Source organism: Methylobacterium sp. 1A, assembly GCF_058072805.1.
The window spans coordinates 117712-131295 of the sequence record NZ_JBYQVE010000002.1 but is presented as its reverse complement, the minus strand read 5'-3'; the positions used below and the strand labels follow the sequence as shown (position 1 = coordinate 131295).

The 13584-nt window shown below is 71.1% G+C and carries 14 protein-coding genes; 7 read left to right on the top strand and 7 right to left on the bottom strand.

Features of this window, described 5'->3' with window-relative positions:
• Window positions 1–41 precede the first annotated feature (41 nt).
• Window positions 42–551 (bottom strand): DUF427 domain-containing protein, encoded by a 510-nt coding sequence (locus ACX9MN_RS20585; protein ID WP_489725288.1) that lies wholly within the window; start codon window positions 549–551, stop codon window positions 42–44.
• 114 nt (window positions 552–665) lie between these two features.
• Between ACX9MN_RS20585 and otsB the strand changes: the two genes are divergently transcribed.
• The 3 genes from otsB to ACX9MN_RS20570 all read left to right on the top strand — a co-directional run bounded on the left by otsB (window position 666) and on the right by ACX9MN_RS20570 (window position 2961).
• Window positions 666–1409 (top strand): trehalose-phosphatase, encoded by a 744-nt coding sequence (otsB, locus tag ACX9MN_RS20580; protein WP_091925265.1) that lies wholly within the window; start codon window positions 666–668, stop codon window positions 1407–1409.
• Window positions 1410–1437: 28 nt separating this feature from the next.
• Window positions 1438–1842 carry a DUF4260 domain-containing protein gene (locus tag ACX9MN_RS20575; protein ID WP_091679013.1) on the top strand — a complete coding sequence of 135 codons (405 nt, stop codon included), beginning with the start codon at window positions 1438–1440 and terminating at the stop codon, window positions 1840–1842.
• 117 nt (window positions 1843–1959) lie between these two features.
• Window positions 1960–2961, top strand: coding sequence for a glucokinase (locus ACX9MN_RS20570; RefSeq protein ID WP_489725287.1), 1002 nt, complete (start codon window positions 1960–1962; stop codon window positions 2959–2961).
• A gap of 85 nt (window positions 2962–3046) precedes the next feature.
• Here the strand turns inward: ACX9MN_RS20570 and ACX9MN_RS20565 are convergent, their stop codons facing one another.
• Window positions 3047–4519 (bottom strand): MFS transporter, encoded by a 1473-nt coding sequence (locus ACX9MN_RS20565; RefSeq protein ID WP_489725286.1) that lies wholly within the window; start codon window positions 4517–4519, stop codon window positions 3047–3049.
• A 160-nt stretch (window positions 4520–4679) separates the two neighbouring features.
• Between ACX9MN_RS20565 and ACX9MN_RS20560 the strand changes: the two genes are divergently transcribed.
• Together ACX9MN_RS20560 and ACX9MN_RS20555 are read left to right on the top strand one after the other, a co-directional pair.
• A complete protein-coding gene (locus tag ACX9MN_RS20560; RefSeq protein WP_244492186.1) occupies window positions 4680–4967 on the top strand; it encodes a hypothetical protein in 288 nt (95 codons plus the stop codon).
• 104 nt (window positions 4968–5071) lie between these two features.
• Window positions 5072–6013 carry a 2-hydroxyacid dehydrogenase gene (locus tag ACX9MN_RS20555; RefSeq protein WP_489725285.1) on the top strand — a complete coding sequence of 314 codons (942 nt, stop codon included), beginning with the start codon at window positions 5072–5074 and terminating at the stop codon, window positions 6011–6013.
• A 10-nt stretch (window positions 6014–6023) separates the two neighbouring features.
• Here the strand turns inward: ACX9MN_RS20555 and ACX9MN_RS20550 are convergent, their stop codons facing one another.
• The gene (locus ACX9MN_RS20550; protein WP_029358057.1) at window positions 6024–6917 is read right to left on the bottom strand and encodes a LysR substrate-binding domain-containing protein; all 894 of its coding nucleotides are present in this window, start codon (window positions 6915–6917) and stop codon (window positions 6024–6026) included.
• Between the two features lie 111 nt (window positions 6918–7028).
• On the opposite strand from ACX9MN_RS20550, the gene ACX9MN_RS20545 reads away from it, so the two are divergent.
• Both ACX9MN_RS20545 and ACX9MN_RS20540 read left to right on the top strand, forming a co-directional pair.
• Complete coding sequence (locus ACX9MN_RS20545; protein WP_489725284.1) at window positions 7029–7781, top strand: SDR family NAD(P)-dependent oxidoreductase; 753 nt, start codon at window positions 7029–7031, stop codon at window positions 7779–7781.
• Between the two features lie 133 nt (window positions 7782–7914).
• Window positions 7915–9876, top strand: a complete 1962-nt coding sequence (locus ACX9MN_RS20540) for a cytochrome C oxidase Cbb3 (RefSeq protein ID WP_489725283.1) — start codon at window positions 7915–7917, stop codon at window positions 9874–9876.
• Window positions 9877–10065: 189 nt separating this feature from the next.
• Here the strand turns inward: ACX9MN_RS20540 and ACX9MN_RS20535 are convergent, their stop codons facing one another.
• The 4 genes from ACX9MN_RS20535 to fmdA all read right to left on the bottom strand — a co-directional run bounded on the left by ACX9MN_RS20535 (window position 10066) and on the right by fmdA (window position 13517).
• Window positions 10066–10635, bottom strand: coding sequence for a ClpP family protease (locus ACX9MN_RS20535; protein ID WP_482958479.1), 570 nt, complete (start codon window positions 10633–10635; stop codon window positions 10066–10068).
• A 31-nt stretch (window positions 10636–10666) separates the two neighbouring features.
• A complete protein-coding gene (locus ACX9MN_RS20530) occupies window positions 10667–11722 on the bottom strand; it encodes an aliphatic amidase (RefSeq protein WP_020090552.1) in 1056 nt (351 codons plus the stop codon).
• A 47-nt stretch (window positions 11723–11769) separates the two neighbouring features.
• Window positions 11770–12087 carry an FmdB family zinc ribbon protein gene (locus ACX9MN_RS20525; protein ID WP_132366055.1) on the bottom strand — a complete coding sequence of 106 codons (318 nt, stop codon included), beginning with the start codon at window positions 12085–12087 and terminating at the stop codon, window positions 11770–11772.
• 200 nt (window positions 12088–12287) lie between these two features.
• Window positions 12288–13517, bottom strand: coding sequence for a formamidase (gene fmdA, locus ACX9MN_RS20520; protein ID WP_132366056.1), 1230 nt, complete (start codon window positions 13515–13517; stop codon window positions 12288–12290).
• Between the last annotated feature and the right edge of the window lie 67 nt (window positions 13518–13584).

Here is a 13584-nt window from a genome sequence, read left to right as displayed (position 1 = left end):
GTGGTGGCTTTCCGCGAACGTAGAAGGGGCGGGGGACGAAATCACCAGCCCATCGTTCCGGGACCGCCCTTGAACGGGCCGACGATGCCGGGCGTGATCCAGCCACCGTAGAAGCTTCCCGGTTGCGGGGTCACCGGGTCCGCCCCGACGAAGCAGGCGTCCATGGGGCCGGCGTAGAACGCGACGTAGCCGGCGATCGCGCGGAAATCCGGGGTCGGATCCGGGTAGGCCCAGGCCGCCCCGGGCACGAGACGGTCGCCGCCGCGCACGTCGAACAGGACCGCCTGTCCCTTCCACTCGCAGATCCCGCCGCGCCGCCGGTTCACGAGCGTCCCGTCCGCGATGTCGGCGGGCGGCAGGTAGTAGGTCGGCGGGTGCGAGGTCTCGAGCACCCGGAACCCGGAGCCCGTCTCGGCGATGACGCGGCCGCCGAGCACGACCCGCAGCCGGTCCGGGACGGATTCGAGCCGGGGCGGCCGCGGATAGTCCCAGACGCTCTCCTCGCCGGGTCTGACCGGATCGGGGACGGGCCGGAAGGGCGATCCGCGCATGGAGAACCTCGTGCTGTGCCGCTTCGGATCCAGATAGGGCAGTGCTGCCGGCGTTTGTCGTCCGGCGCGCCCGTGCTAGCCCGTCGCCGACACTCGAGCCCGGGATCCCCCGCGATGGACATCGCCCTCTTCCTCGACTTCGACGGCACGCTCGCCGAGATCGCGCCGCGTCCGGACGCCGTGCGGGTCGAGCCCGGCCTCGTGGAGGATCTGGAGCGGCTCCGGGCGCGACTCGACGGCGCCCTCGCCATCGTCACCGGCCGGCCGGTCACAGTGATCGACGGCTTCCTGGCGCCGTCCCGGTTGGATGCGGCCGGTCTCCACGGCGTCGAGCGCCGGGTCGCCGGCGCGCTCACGGGCGGCCGCGCGGAGGACCATCCGGATCTGCGCCGGCAGGTCGCGCGCCTGCAGGCCGAGACCGCCGCGCTCGCGCAGGTCCTGATCGAGGACAAGGGCGCCTCGGTGGCGGTCCACTGGCGGCTCGCGAACCCGGACGATGCCCTGCGGGCCGAGACGCTGGTGAAGGGCGCGGCGGAGGCGCTCGGCGCCGAGTACCGCCTGCAGCTCGGCAAGGCGGTCGGCGAGATCGTCCCCGCGCAGGCCACCAAGGCCCACGCGATCCGCGCCTTCATGGCGCAGGCGCCCTACGCCGGACGGGTCCCCGTCTTCTTCGGCGACGACCGCACCGACGAGATCGCCTTCGCGTCGATCAACGAGGATGGCGGCGTCGCGGTGCGCGTCGGTGACGGCGAGACCGTCGCCCGGCGGCGCCTGCCCGACCCCGCCGCCGTCCGTGCCCTGCTCAGCAACTGGGCTGCCGGGGGCGCGATCGACCCGGACGCGCTGCCGCCGGCCTGACGCGCCGCGCCGTTCAGGGGAGATCGCGATGTCGGGGCGTTCCGTCACGGGCTGGCCGCGCCTGCTGCTGCGGCTGGAGGGGGGCTGCATCCTCGTCGCCGCCCTGCTCGCCTATGGCTGGCTCGGGCCGTCGTGGTGGCTCTTCGCGGCGCTGCTCTTCGTCCCCGACCTGAGCATGCTGGGCTACGCGGCCGGTCCCGTGGTCGGCGCCGTGCTCTACAACGCGGCCCACACGCTCGCGCTGCCGCTCGTCGGCCTGTCCCTGGCGATCGCTTCAGGCCGCCCCGAGGCCGTCGGGCCGGTCCTCATCTGGCTGGCCCATATCGGCCTCGACCGCACCCTCGGTTACGGTCTCAAATACGGCAGCGGCTTCGGCGATACCCATCTCGGCGTGATCGGCCGGGCGCGTGACAAGACGATCGCGCAATCCTGAGCGGCGGATGCCGCCGATTCGGACTTGCCCGCGCGGGGTCGCGCGGCCGATGAATCGCCGGAGCCGTGCTGGACGCGAGTCCCGTCGCGGCGGGCCAGAGAGCAGGGGCATGTTGCGATGTTCGAGTTTCCGGTTCTGGTCGGCGACATCGGCGGGACGAACGCGCGGTTCGGTCTGATCGAGACGTCCGGCGACCAGCCCCGCCTCCTCGCGCACGAGGCGACCGCCGACCATCCCGATCCGTCGAGCGCCATCAAGGCGTCGCTCGCCAAGGGTGGCGGCCCGGCACCGCGCTCGGCGATCCTGGCGATCGCCGGCCGGGTCGACGGGCCGGAGATCCAGCTGACGAACGCGCACTGGAAGATCGCGGGCCAGCGCATCGCCGAGGATTTCGGGCTCTCCTCGGCGATGGTGGTCAACGACTACGTGCCGGTGGCGGCTGGCGCCGCCGATATCGAGCCCCACGACCTCACGCCGGTCGGCCCCTGTCCCCCCGTGCCCGGCGGCGCCCGCGTGGTGCTGGGCCCCGGGACCGGGTTCGGCGCGGCCGCGCTGGTCCCCTATGCGGCGCATCTCGCCATCGTCTCCACCGAGGTCGGCCACACCGATATCGGCCCGGCCGACGCCTTCGAGGAGAAGGTCTGGCACGCGCTGGAGCGGGTCGAGGACCGGATCACCGTGGAGACGGTGTTGTCGGGGCCGGGCCTGTCGCGCCTCCACGCGGCCGTCGCCCATGTCCGGACCGGGCAGCCGCACGAGAAGATCGAGCCGGCCGCGGTCACCGAGGCCGGTCTGAACGCCACCGATCCGCACGCCGCGGAGACGCTCGCGCTGTTCGGCCGGGTGCTCGGACGCGTCTGCGGCGACCTCGCTCTGACCTTCCTGGCGACGAGCGGGGTCTATATCGGCGGGGGCATCGCGCCCCGGATCCTCAAGGTGCTGGAGGAGAGCGGCTTCCGCACCGCCTTCGAGAAGAAGGCGCCCTTCGCCGCCATGATGCGCCAGATCCCGACCAGCGTGATCACCGTCCACGACCCCGCTTTCCGGGGCTTGGCGGCCCTGGCGAACGAGGGCGCCAAGTTCGTCTACCACGGGCAGGTGTGGCGGAAGGGGGCGTGAGCGCCCGCGGCGGCGTCGGCCGGGCGCGGAGCGAGGCCGGACGGCTCCGCTCCGCGCGCGTCCCGCTGTCGCGCCGGGCCCGCCCTCAGGCCGCCGCCAGCGGCTTCGAGACCTCCTCCAGGGACTTGCCCTCCGCGGCGGTGCCCCAGATGCCTCCGACGATGGCCGCGATGAGCATCAGCACCGCGCCGAGGCCGTAGCCGAACAGCACCCAGTCGCGCGAGCCGGTCTCGACCAGCGTGCCGAACAGGAGCGGGCCCGAGACGCCGCCGATCCCGGTGCCGACCGCGTAGAAGACCGCGATGGCGAGCGCCCGGATCTCCAGCGGGAACGTCTCGGAGACCGTGAGATAGGCTGAGCTCGCCGCCGCCGAGGCGAAGAAGAACACCACCATCCAGGCCGCGGTCTGGCCGACCGGCCCGAGCAGTTCGAGGCGGAACAGCAGTCCGACCGCGGCGAGCAGCAGCGCCGAGATGCCGTACGTGAAGGCGATCATCTTGCGCCGACCGATCGTGTCGAACAGCCGCCCGAGCAGCAGCGGGCCGAGGAACGAGCCGAGCGCGAAGGGCAGCAGGTACCAGCCGACATGGTTGCCGGGCACCTGGTAGAAGCGCTCCAGCACCAGCGCGTAGGTGAAGAACAGCGCGTTGTAGAAGAAGGCCTGCGCGATCATCAGCGCGAGGCCGACCATGGTCTCCTTGCGGCTCGTCACGAACAGCGCCTTGAACACCTCGGAGAGCGGGGTGTGGTCGCGGGTGCGGACCTTCATGCGCTTGCTCTCGTCCACCGGCGGCAGTGTCACGCCCTCGTCGGTGAAGCGCTTCTCGATGCCGGTCACGACACGGTCGGCCTCCGCCGCGTAGCCGTGGGTCGCGAGCCAGCGAGGGCTCTCGGGGATCCAGGTGCGCAGGAGCAGGATCACGAGGCCGATGGCGCCGCCGGTGAAGAAGGCGACGCGCCAGCCCCAGGCCGGGTCGATCACCTCGGGCTTCAGGAGCACGATCGACATGAACGAGCCGAGCGCCGCGCCGATCCAGAACGAGCCGTTGATGACGAGGTTGGTCCAGCCGCGGACCCGGGCCGGGACCAGCTCCTGGATGGTCGAGTTGATCGCCGTGTACTCGCCGCCGATCCCCGCGCCCGTGAAAAAGCGGAAGAAGCAGAAGCTCCAGATGTTCCACGACAGGCCGGTGGCCGCCGTGGCGACGAGGTAGAGGGCGAGCGTGATGAAGAACAGCTTCTTCCGGCCGATCCGGTCGGTGAGCCAGCCGAAGCCGATCGCGCCGGTCACGGCGCCCACGAGATAGCAGGAGGCGGCGAGCCCGACGTCGAACTCCGAGAACGACATCGGCGGCTGGCGCAGCGCGCCCACCAGGGAGCCGGCGAGCGTCACCTCGAGGCCGTCCAGCACCCAGGTGATGCCGAGCGCTACGATCACGAGGACGTGGAAGCGGCCCCAGGGCAGCCGGTCCAGGCGCGCGGAGATGTCGGTGTCGATCACGCGGCCGATCTCCGCGCGCTCCGGCGTCCCGGATCCCCCCTCGACCTTGCTCGCCATGTCCGCGTGTCCTCCCGATTCACCTGTTTAACCGTGCCTGGACAGCGGGCATTTACCGCGACTGTAGGCAGGTGTTGGGAACGGGTTGGAAATCGATTCGGTTCGATTTCGTCTTCACGTGCGCGGCGCAGAACAGGGAGGTCCACGCGGTGCCCCTCCCATGCCTTCCAGTCCCGCCCGTCCCCGCCGATCCTGGCCCCGGTACGCCCTGCTGGCCGCGATGACGCTCGGCGGGCTCGCGACCGCCCCCACCGAGGGCGCGGACCGGCACCTCGAACGGCCGAAGCCCCGCGTCGCGATCCAGGCGGCCGAGCGCTGGCGCCTGCGGCCGACCGAGCCCGTCGTGGCGGCGACGACCGGCAGCATCCGCAAGCGGGCGGAGACCGCGATCCCCGAGGATCGGCGCAACGTCCGCCTCGTCTACCCGGCGCTGATCGAGGCGCGCTGACGGAGCCGGCGCCCGACCCATCTCGACGATCCGGATCCCGTCAGGCACAGCGCCTGCTTCGCCCGCGCGTGGACGGGCCGAGCGGTAAGGTGCGGAGGATTTAGATGGCGGAGGCGATCGCCCTGGTCGGGTGCAAGGGGCCGGATCAGGAGGCGGAGTACCTGCGGATCCTCTCGGCGGCCATGCCCGAGGAGCGCCTGATCCCGTTCCGGACGATGGACGACGCGGCCCGGGCGGCCGCGCGGGTCGCCGTCGTGGCCAACCCCGATCCGGCCGAGGTCGCGGCGCTGCCGGGCCTCGTCTGGGTGCAGAGCCTCTGGGCCGGGGTGGAGAAGCTCGTCGGCGCCTTCGACCGGCCGCTGCCGATCGTCCGCCTCGTCGACCGCGAGATGGCCCGCACCATGGCCGAGGCCGTGCTGGCCTGGACCTACTATCTCCAGCGCGACATGCCGGCCTACGCCCGCCAGCAGAGGGACCGGGTCTGGCGCCCGCACGCCTACCGCAAGCCGTCCGACACCACGGTCGGCCTGCTCGGCCTCGGGGCGCTCGGGACCGCGGCGGCGGAGCGGCTCACCGGAGCCGGCTTCCGCGTCGTCGGCTGGAGCCGCAGTCCCAAGGCGGTGCCGGACCTCGAGACGTTCCACGGCGCCGACGGCCTCCCGGCGATGCTCGGCCGGTGCGACATCCTCGTCTGCCTCGTGCCGCTGACGCCGGAGACGCGGGGCCTCGTGAACGCCGAGCGCCTCGCCGCCCTGAAGCCCGGCGCCGCGCTGATCAACTTCGCCCGCGGACCGATCGTCGTCACCGAGGACCTGATCGCCGCCCTGGACAAGGGCCACCTCGCCCACGCCGTGCTCGACGTCTTCGCGGTCGAGCCCCTGCCGGCGGAGTCGCCGCTGTGGTCGCATCCCGGCGTGACGGTGCTGCCGCACGTCTCGGGGCCGACCGACATGGATTCGGCGGCCGCCACGGTGGCGGCCAACCTGAGGGCCTATCGGCGGACCGGCCAGGTGCCGGACGGCGTCGACGCGGCGCGCGGATACTAGGGCGCGCGCCTCACAGCTTCGGGAATGTCGCCGCGAGGTGGTCGATCAGCACCCGCACGGCCGGCGGCAGCCCGCGCCGGGTCGTGAAGACGATGTGCACGATCCCGGGCTGACCCTGCCAGTCCGGGTAGACGGGCACGAGCCGGCCGGCCGCGACGGCATCGGTGCAGGCGTGGTCGGGCAGGAACGCGACCCCGAGGCCGTCGGCCGCCGCGTCGCACAGCGCGGCGAAGTCGCCGCAGGTCAGGCGCGGCTCGTGGCGCAGGGTGAAGATCGTGCCGTCCCGGTGCTCCAGCCGCCACTCCGCCTCGCCGGGATCGTCGCGGGTGCCGAGGGTCGGGACCGCGCCGAGCGCGGCGATGTCGGGGCCGAGGCCGCGCGCGATCCGCGGCGCGGCGACCAGGATCCACCGCGAGGTTCCGAGCGTGCGCATGGTCAGCGACGCGTCGCTCGTCAGGTCCCGTCGGACCCGCAGCGCCACGTCGATCCGCTCCTCGATCAGGTCGACGGGCCGATCGGTCACGACCAGCTGCAGCCGCACCTTCGGGTATCGGACGAGGAAGCCGCGGACGCGCGCCGCGACGATGTCGGCGAGCCCCGTCGGACAGCTCATGCGGATCCGCCCGTGCGGCTCGATCTGCGCCTCCGCGACGAGCGCCTCGGCCCGCTCCGCCTCCAGCATCATCGCCCGGCAGCGCTCGTAGAACCCCTGGCCGACCTCGGTCACGCGGAAGCGCCGGCTCGACCGCTCGATCAGGCGGGCGCCTAGGCGCGCCTCCAGGGCCGCGATGCGGCGGCTCAGCTTCGATTTCGGCTGGTGCAGCGCCCGGCCGGCCGCGGCGAAGCCGCCGTGCGCGACGACTTCGGCGAAGTAGACGTAGTCGTTGAGATCGGCGCGGACCATCGTTCCTCCTGTGGAACGCTGGGTGCCACAATCGCCGACTACCCGCACCATCGTTCCGGCAGCATCTCTCCGACCAGCGGCGCGCACGGCGCCGACCAGCGGAGAACGACGATGACCGGCAGGTTTCAGGACAAGGTGGTGGTGGTGACCGGCGGCACCAGCGGTATCGGCCTCGCGACCGCCCAGGCCTTCGTGGACGAGGGGGCCTCGGTGTTCATCACCGGTCGCCGCCAGGAGGCGCTCGACGCGGCGGTCAGGCGGATCGGCGGCCGGATCACGGGCGTGCGCGGCGACATGGCGAACCTCGCCGACATCGACCGCCTGTACGACGCGGTCCAGCAGAAGCACGCGCAGATTGACGTGGTCTTCGCCAATGCCGGCGGCGGCAGCTTCGCGCCGCTCGGCGCGATCACCGAGGCGCATTATCAGGGCATCTTCGACACCAACGTGAAGGGCGTGCTCTTCACCGTGCAGAAGGCGCTGCCGCTCCTGCGGGACGGGGCCGCGATCGTGCTCACCGGATCGACCACCGGCAGTTCGGGCACGCCGGCCTTCAGCGTCTACTCGGCCACCAAGGCGGCCGTGCGCAACTTCGCCCGGAACTGGATCCTCGACCTGAAGGACCGGCGCATCCGGGTGAACACGATCAGCCCGGGCGTGACCGAGACCGCCGGCCTCGACGAGCTCTTCGGCGGCGGCGATCAGGCGGCGGCCACCAAGGACTATCTCGCGGGCCAGATCCCGGCCGGCCGCGTCGGCCGGCCCGAGGAGATCGCCCAGGCGGTGCTGTTCCTCGCCTCGGACGCGGCGAGCTTCGTCACCGGCGTCGAGCTGTTCGCCGACGGCGGGCAGGTCCAGATCTGATACTCCGCGCCGACCGGGACGCGACACCCGGTCCCGGCCGGCGGGGTGAACCCTGGCTTTATCCGCCGGTTAAAGGCCCGGCTCTCCGGTCCCGCGCTCCGCGGGCGGGCGCCGGGAAGGACGTTCGGGTTTCATGGGTTGGCCGCGCCGCATCCTGATCACCGCCGGTCTGGCGACCGTCGCGGCCGGCGTCGCCCTGGGCGTCGGCCGCTTCAGCTACGCGCCGATGCCCGACCGGGCGGACCTGCTCAACCCGGACCGCTACCCGATCGAGACCGCCTTCGACATCCTCGGACGCCGCGTCTCGCGCGCGGAGGCCGACCGGCTCAGCGGCACCGAGGCCGGACGGAAGGCGCTCTCGTCGAAGAGCGGTGCGGTCGCGATCGATCCCGCCATGGTCGAGCGCGGCCGGCAGGCCTTCTATCAGGAGACGTTCGGCAACGAGGTCTTCCTCACCGACGTCATGGGCATGCTCGACGGCGGCCTGACTCCCACGCAGGTCGCCCTGGCGGTGGCCAAGCTCGGTGGCCAGGGCACCACCGATCTCAAAGTTGCCATGGCCAGGGACGTGCGCGTCGGCGACCGCGTCTACCGGGCGGGCGAGCTGGTCCCGACCGGGCTCGACGTGCCGAAGGGCGGCGCCTTCATCATCGGGATCAAGACCTTCTACGACCGCGGCCACCTGCGCATGGGGATCACCTGCGCCCTGTGCCACGCGGCGGTCGATCCCGGCACCGGCAGGGTCGTGGAGGGCGCGCCCAACACCGACCTCAATGCCGGCCTGCTGATGGCACTCGCGAAGAACTCCTCGGCCTACTTCATGCACGCCAGCGTGCCGGAGGCCGATGCCAAGCCCCCCGCTGATCCGCAGCATACCGGCTCGACCGGCACGGGGCCGGCGCTCCCGGACGCCGCTTCCGTCGAGGCGGCCACGAAGGTGCAGGTGGCGAGCTGGCCGCCGGGCAGCTTCGACTCGTCCGCCGACCGGGTCACCAACCCGACCTCGATCCCGTCGAGCTTCTCGGCCCACGGCGAGCCCTACAGCTGGAGCGGGCGCGAGGCGATCGGGCCCTTCGCGGGCCTGTCCTCGCTCAACAACAACGTCCACGCGGCCAATTCCGACACGACCCAGCTTGCCGCCGCCGCGCCCTGGCTGTTCGGCATGGATCCCGAGACGTATCTCGGGATCGTGCTGCGCGGCTCGGCCACGGAGGCGTTCCGCTACAGGCCCGACGGCGGCCGGAGCCCGTCGGAGGTGCTGCGCAGCGTCGATCCGACCCCGGCCTCGCCGGGGCTGAACAGCTACGCGGTCCTGCCGACCTATCCGGCGACCAACTACGTCACCGACAACGGCCTGTTCACGTCCGTGCCCGGGGAGCCGGTCAACCACGCCAATAACGCCATGTCGGCCTTCCAGAACCTGCTGCACCCGCCGGCCGCCGGGCAGGATCCCGACCGGGTCCGCGCGGGCCGCGCGGTGTTCGAGAAGGCCGGCTGCGGCAGCTGCCATTCCGGCCCGGCGCTCACCAATCACCGGGTCGTCCCGGAGGCCGAGATCGGCACCGAGCCGACCCGGGCGCGGGCGGGCGCCAAGATGGAGGCGCGCCTGTCGGCGCCGGCGATGTTCGCCGCCGACACGCCGTTCCCGACCCCGGCCGACCCGGTCATCGTCCCGGTGCCGCTCGCGGGCGACGCCCTCGCCCAGGTGCAGCTCGCCTGGGGGCAGGGGGGCACGGAGGGCGGCTACAAGGTGCCGAACCTCGTGGGCCTCGCCTGGACGGCGCCGTACCTGCACGATTCCGGCGTCGCTGTCGGTTCCGACGCGGTCTCGCAGCTCGGCGTCCCGGGCACGCTGTACCGGGGTGTCGCCCCCGATCCCGCCAACAGCCTGCGCGCCCTGGTCGACCGGGATCTCCGGGCGAAGGTGATCGCCGCCAACGCGGCCTCGGACACGGCGCGGATCGCCCGCGTGACCGGCAAGGGGCACGCCTACTGGGCGGATGCCGGCTCGGGCGTCTCGCGCGAAGAGCAGACGGCGCTGATCGCGTACCTGCTCTCGGTCGATCGCCTGACGGAGCCGGCCGCGACGCCCTGACCGCGCCGCCCGCGAGCCGGATCTCCCATGTCGCGGACCCTCACCCCGGTCTGGTTCAGCCTCGGGGCCTGTTACCCGGAGTTGTGAAACCTCGCCGTCCGCGCGGGCGGGGCGAAGCGATCCAGCAGCGCCGCGCGCGCCGGTGTCGCGCCGCCCTGGGTTGCCTCACTGCGTTGGCAAAGACGCGGCTCAGATGACCGCCTCGATCAGGCCGCGCCGCTTGGCCTCCTCGGCCTCGAGGTACCAGTTCGACGGTGCCTTCTCGAGCACCTCGTCGAGGGTGACGTCAGAGCCCTGGATCAGGTTGGCGAAGCCCTCGTTCTGGATCTCGATCGAGCACAGGATCTCGTTGAGCGTCGCCTTCACGGAGGCGATGCAGGTGGTGAGCGGTCCTTCGACCTGGAGCTGCTTGTTCATCTTGCGCTCGTGGATCATCAGCCGCGTCCCGCAGGTGAGATACCGGTTGGGCCGGACGAAGAAGCTCATGAAGGTCGTGCCGGCCGAGTAGATCGCGGCCTTGCCGAGGAAGACGAACCGCCGGTTCGGATCCATCGCGCTGTTGAAGCGGATGTCCTCGCCCATCATCCGGGCGACCTCCGGGTCGCCGCCGAGCGTCGTCAGCTCGACGACGACGAGGTCGCGGTCCCCCGCCGCGTCGAGCTGGCGGCGGAAGTCCTTGTACATGTCGTAGTCGACCGGTCCGGAGAGCAGGACGGCCGGGGCCCGGAAGGCGGTGGGGCCGAGGGGAGTCGTGTCCATGGTCCTCCTGGTCGCGCGACCGGCCGGCTCGTCAGCGCGCCGGGTCGGGCGCGCCCGCGCCCTTGCCCACGAACGGGATGCCCTCGATCGGGCATTCCTCCGTGCCGACGCTCTGACGGGTAATGGCCCGGACGGCGTCGCGGGTCCCGTCGGGATCCTCGATCCAGCGCCGGTAGAAATCGTAGGGGCATTCCGACATCCCGTGCCGGTTCTCCTTCGAGTTGATCATGCCCGTGTAGCCGCGATGCAGCAGCTTGAAGAGGTGGTTCTCCGACTGGCCGTGGGCGCGGAAGTCCCGGATCAGGAACTTCGACAGGGCGGCGTACTGGATGCCCATCTCCTCCTCGCCGCACTCGCCGAGCGTGCGGCCGTCGAAGCCGATGATCGCGGAGTGGCCGAAATAGGTGTAGACGCCGTCGAAGCCCGCCGCGTTGGCCACCGCCACGTAGGTGTTGTTGGCGAAGGCCATCGCCTTCGAGATGACGACCTGCTGCTCCTTGGCCGGGTACATGTAGCCCTGGCAGCGGATGATCAGCTCGGCGCCCCGCATGGCGCAGTCGCGCCAGATCTCGGGATAGTTGCCGTCGTCGCAGATGATCAGGCTGATCTTCAGCCCCTTCGGCCCGTCCGACACGTAAGTGCGGTCGCCCGGGTACCAGCCCTCGATCGGGGTCCAGGGCATGATCTTGCGGTACTTCTGCACGATCTCGCCCTGGTCGTTCATCAGGATCAGGGTGTTGTAGGGCGCCTTGTGCGGGTGCTCCTCGTGGCGCTCGCCGGTGAGCGAGAACACGCCCCAGACCTTGGCCTCCCGGCAGGCGGCGGCGAACACCTCGGTCTCCGCGCCCGGGACCGTCGAGGCGGTCTCGTACATCTCGGCGGCGTCGTACATGATGCCGTGGGTCGAGTATTCGGGGAAGATCACGAGGTCGAGGCCTGGCAGGCCGGTCTTCATGCCGACGATCATCTTGCCGATCGCCTTGGCGTTCTCCAGCACCTCCGCGCGGGTGTGCAGGCGCGGCATCTTGTAGTTCACGACGGCGACGCCGACGCTGTCCTGGCTGGACGAGATGTCTCCGTGCATCATGGCGTGATGTCCTCCTGACCTTGATCGTCCCCCCGGTTGAGGGCGGCTCAGTGGCTGATCATCCAGGGCCGCGCCTTCGGGAAGCTCTTGGCGGCGGCCGGGGCCGCGGTCGCCTTCTTCGGCGAGCAGCAGCCACAGCCCGCCCCGTGACTGCCCGAGCGTTTGGGCGCGTGGCGGCTGCGCTCGTTGGTGGCGTGGGCGGCCCGCAGCCCCGCATCCATGCCGGCGATGCGCGGTGCGGTGAGGAAGGCCCGCTGGCTCGCGCCGCCGCAATCCGGGCAGGCATGCGGCTCGCGGAACTCCGCCATCGGCCGCATCACCGTGAAGGGCCCGCAGGCCTCGCAGGCGTAATCATAGACGGGCATGGCCATGCTTTCAGAAAGGCTGCCGGATCAGACCGCTGTCGGGCGAAACGCGGGTTCCCTCTCCCGTGCGGGAGAGGGACAGGGTGAGGGATGCGACCTCTCCGGAAAGACCGGGTCCCTCACCCCAACCCTCTCCCGCACGGGAGAGGGGGCAGGTCGCGTCCGATGAAAGCGGTCGCGATACGCAGCAGACGGCCTGATCACAGATCCGGCGAGAGCGGCATCTGGATCGAGCCGTCGAGGAACTTGGTCGGCCCGTCGGCGCCGGGGTTGATGTCGAACTCGAAGATCTTGGTGGGTATCCAGAGCGTCGCGCAGGCGTTCGGGATGTCGACGACCCCCGAGATGTGGCCCTGCACCGGCGCCGTGCCGAGGATCGAGTAGGCCTGCGCGCCCGAGTAGCCGAACTTCTTGAGGTACTCGATCGCGTTCAGGCAGGCCTGCCGGTAGGCGATGTGGACGTCGAGGTAGTGCTGACCGCCATGCTCATCGACCGAAATCCCCTCGAAGATCAGGTGGTCGTCGAATTTCGGCGTGATCGGCGACGGCTTGAAGATCGGGTTCTTGATCCCGTACTTGGCCATGCCGTCCTTGATCAGCTCGACCTTGAGATGCACCCAGCCGGCCATCTCGATGGCGCCGCAGAAGGTGATCTCGCCGTCGCCCTGGCTGAAGTGCAGGTCGCCCATCGAGAGGCCGGCGCCGGGCACGTAGACCGGGAAGTAGATCTTCGAGCCGCGCGACAGGTCCTTGATGTCGCAATTGCCGCCGTGCTCGCGGGGCGGGACCGTGCGGGCGCCGGTGGCGGCGGCCGCGTCCTTCGCGTCGCCCTTCAGGCGGCCCATATGGGCCGTCGGGCCGAAGGGCAGGGTGGCGAGCGCCGGCACGCGCTCCGGGTCGGTGTCGTAGAGCGCCTTCTCGCGGGTGTTCCAGGTCTCCAGCATCTTCGGATCGGGCAGGCAGCCGATCAGGCCGGGATGGATCAGGCCGGGGAAGCGCACGCCCGGCACGTGGCGCGACTTGGTGAACATGCCCTCGAAGTCCCAGATCGACTTCTGGGCCTGCGGGAAGTGCTCGGTGAGGAAGCCGCCGCCGTTCTTCTTCGAGAAGAAGCCGTTGAAGCCCCACTGGCTCTCGGGCTTGGCGCCGATGTCGAGGAGGTCGACCACCAGCAGGTCGCCGGGCTCGGCACCCTCGACGCCGATCGGTCCCGAGAGGAAGTGCACGATCGACAGGTCGATGTCGCGCACGTCGTCGGCGGAATCGTTGTTCTTGATGAAGCCGCCGGTCCAGTCGTAGGTCTCGACGATGAAGTCGGCGCCCGGCTTCACGTACGCCACCATCGGGATGTCGGGGTGCCAGCGGTTGTGCACCATGTCGTTGTCGTAGGCCGATTGCGTGAGATCGACCTTGATCAGCGTCTCGGGCATTCTTTTCGACTCCCTGCTGCGATTACGATGGTCAAATCTTTGGCGTCGGCGTCGGCGTCGGCGTCGG

What these genes read in the sequence shown, in the direction of transcription:
- ACX9MN_RS20555 (WP_489725285.1), top strand. Translation starts at nt 5,072, where the DNA reads ATGGCGGAGGCGATCGCCCTGGTCGGGTGCAAGGGGCCGGATCAGGAG.
- ACX9MN_RS20570 (WP_489725287.1), top strand. Translation starts at nt 1,960, where the DNA reads ATGTTCGAGTTTCCGGTTCTGGTCGGCGACATCGGCGGGACGAACGCG.
- ACX9MN_RS20585 (WP_489725288.1), bottom strand. Translation starts at nt 551, where the DNA reads ATGCGCGGATCGCCCTTCCGGCCCGTCCCCGATCCGGTCAGACCCGGC.
- ACX9MN_RS20550 (WP_029358057.1), bottom strand. Translation starts at nt 6,917, where the DNA reads ATGGTCCGCGCCGATCTCAACGACTACGTCTACTTCGCCGAAGTCGTC.
- ACX9MN_RS20565 (WP_489725286.1), bottom strand. Translation starts at nt 4,519, where the DNA reads ATGGCGAGCAAGGTCGAGGGGGGATCCGGGACGCCGGAGCGCGCGGAG.
- ACX9MN_RS20575 (WP_091679013.1), top strand. Translation starts at nt 1,438, where the DNA reads ATGTCGGGGCGTTCCGTCACGGGCTGGCCGCGCCTGCTGCTGCGGCTG.
- otsB (WP_091925265.1), top strand. Translation starts at nt 666, where the DNA reads ATGGACATCGCCCTCTTCCTCGACTTCGACGGCACGCTCGCCGAGATC.
- ACX9MN_RS20525 (WP_132366055.1), bottom strand. Translation starts at nt 12,087, where the DNA reads ATGCCCGTCTATGATTACGCCTGCGAGGCCTGCGGGCCCTTCACGGTG.
- fmdA (WP_132366056.1), bottom strand. Translation starts at nt 13,517, where the DNA reads ATGCCCGAGACGCTGATCAAGGTCGATCTCACGCAATCGGCCTACGAC.
- ACX9MN_RS20530 (WP_020090552.1), bottom strand. Translation starts at nt 11,722, where the DNA reads ATGATGCACGGAGACATCTCGTCCAGCCAGGACAGCGTCGGCGTCGCC.
- ACX9MN_RS20560 (WP_244492186.1), top strand. Translation starts at nt 4,680, where the DNA reads ATGCCTTCCAGTCCCGCCCGTCCCCGCCGATCCTGGCCCCGGTACGCC.
- ACX9MN_RS20545 (WP_489725284.1), top strand. Translation starts at nt 7,029, where the DNA reads ATGACCGGCAGGTTTCAGGACAAGGTGGTGGTGGTGACCGGCGGCACC.
- ACX9MN_RS20535 (WP_482958479.1), bottom strand. Translation starts at nt 10,635, where the DNA reads ATGGACACGACTCCCCTCGGCCCCACCGCCTTCCGGGCCCCGGCCGTC.
- ACX9MN_RS20540 (WP_489725283.1), top strand. Translation starts at nt 7,915, where the DNA reads ATGGGTTGGCCGCGCCGCATCCTGATCACCGCCGGTCTGGCGACCGTC.